This window comes from Bradyrhizobium sp. SRL28, assembly GCF_018596315.1.
Taxonomy (GTDB): domain Bacteria; phylum Pseudomonadota; class Alphaproteobacteria; order Rhizobiales; family Xanthobacteraceae; genus Bradyrhizobium.
In genome coordinates this window covers 1-1,901 of record NZ_JAHEAG010000141.1, presented here as the reverse complement: position 1 = coordinate 1,901, position 1,901 = coordinate 1, and the positions used below count along the sequence as shown (strand labels likewise).

Genomic DNA, 1,901 nt, shown 5'->3' with positions numbered 1-1,901 from the left:
TGCGATCCACGTCGCACAACCCGCGCTCAGCCAGCAGGTCGGGGAGCTTGAAGAACGGCTCGGTTTCGTCTTGCTGGATCGAAGCTCGCGCGGCGTGCGCCCTACAGCCGCCGGCGAGATCGTGTTTCGCGAGGCCTCCGAGATCCTTCGTCAGCTCAAGCAGCTTCCCGGCATTGTGCGGTCGAGCAGTGGCGAGGTTGAGGGCATCGTCAACTTCGGAATCACGATAGCGCTCGCGGGCGGCATCGCGGGCTCTGCCGTTGCGGCATGCAAGATAGCACTGCCGAAGGTGACGTTGAAATTCTCCGACGGCGAAAGCGATGAGCTTCAGGACCGGATCGAGGCGCAAACGCTCGACATGGCCTTGGTCTTCGAGGATCACTTCGTGCCGAACTTCTCACGTCATCCCATTTTCCGGCAGCGTCTTTACCTGGTGGCACGTGAGCCACTGGCAGGGTGCCGGGGCGTGGTACCCCTCGAGCAGGTCGCTAAACTGCCGCTCGTGCTCCCGCCACTCCCCAGGCACCGGCGTATCGTCATCGACCGCGCCTTTGCGGAGGCGGGGCTGACGCCGAACGTCATCGCTGAGACCGCCGGGCTGAGCGAGCTGTCCGCGGTGCGCTCCGGGGTCGGATATTCGATCTACAACGCGGGGACCTTTGCGAACGTCTATCCGGGCGCTTTCGCCGAGCCGCTGCTGATCGAGCCGCCGATCTTCCTCACGTGCTCGCTGGTTTCTTCCAGCGATTTCCCGCTCACGCATGCCGGCGAAGCCGTAAAAAACGTGCTGATCCGGTTCGTGGAGGATCAAATAGCAAAGAATATGCGGCCCGGCGCGGAACTGATCGGATGATGCAGTACCGCCATCTGCATTACTTCGTCAGCGTGGTCGAGGCGGGAAGCTTTTCGCGCGCCGCATCCACGATCCACGTCGCACAGCCAGCGATCAGCCAACAGATCGCGCAACTCGAAGAGCAGCTCGGCGTGAGCCTGCTCTTGCGCAGCGCTCGCGGCGTTCGCCCGACCGCCGCAGGCGAGGTGCTCTATCGCGAGGCGTCTGCCATTCTGAAACGGCTGCACCAGCTTCCCGGGATCGTGCGGTCCGGCACCGGGATCGCGAAGGGCACCGTGCGGCTCGGGATGTCGTCAACCTTCGTGACGACGGCGCCCACAGCATTCATGCAGCAATGCAAGGCGTCCCTGCCCGATGTCGTGCTCAGGATGGCCGTCTCCGACAGCCCGACGATCAAGCGCCGGGTGACCGAGCATGAACTCGACCTTGGGCTGGTGCTGGAGGACGAGCTTGCGCCGACCTTCGCACGCATTCCGCTGTTCAGGCAGCGGCTGTTTCTGATCCGTCATCAGGCCGCGTCAAAAGGCAAGCCGGTGCAACTCGCCGAGCTCGCATCTCTGCCGCTGATCCTGCCGCCTTCTCCGAACATGACTCGAACCGCGCTCGATCGTGCCTTCGCGACAGCAAAGCTCACGCCGAACGTCGTGATGGAAGTAGACGTCGTCGCAAACATCATCGCGGCGGTGCGCGCGGACGTCGGCGGTTCGGTGCTGCCGAAGGGCGATCTTTCCGACATGTCGGGCGACGATCTCGGCGAGCCCGAGGCAATCGAGCCGCCGGTTTATGTTACCTGTTCGATCATCTCGTCCTGCAATTTTCCTCTGGCCAATGCGGCGGAGGCCGTGCGCGATCTGCTGACCCAGCTCGTCGAGACCACCTTGCATCAAACGCAGGCGCCCGGTGTCGAATGGATCAATCCCGGACGAGCCGAATCACGGAACAATACCCGTACATTGCGGTAGATTTTTTTCTGCCCGGCCAAGTGTTCGCTGCGAATTGCTTCTAAATCGAGCTACTTGTTAAGCGACGTCGACGGCTGATCAGATGT

At 62.5% G+C, this 1,901-nt stretch carries 2 protein-coding genes; both read left to right on the top strand.

Going from position 1 to position 1,901, the window contains the following annotated elements; genetic code table 11:
- The coding region (locus KIP88_RS45645) for a LysR substrate-binding domain-containing protein (protein ID WP_214494598.1) at positions 1–853 on the top strand (853 nt) is incomplete at its 5' end.
- The gene (locus KIP88_RS45640; protein ID WP_214494597.1) at positions 850–1,815 is read left to right on the top strand and encodes a LysR substrate-binding domain-containing protein; all 966 of its coding nucleotides are present in this window, start codon (positions 850–852) and stop codon (positions 1,813–1,815) included. The genes KIP88_RS45645 and KIP88_RS45640, both read left to right, overlap by 4 nt.
- Positions 1,816–1,901 lie beyond the last annotated feature (86 nt).

Coding starts and splice junctions, on each gene's coding strand:
- KIP88_RS45640 (WP_214494597.1), top strand. CDS start 850: ATGATGCAGTACCGCCATCTGCATTACTTCGTCAGCGTGGTCGAGGCG.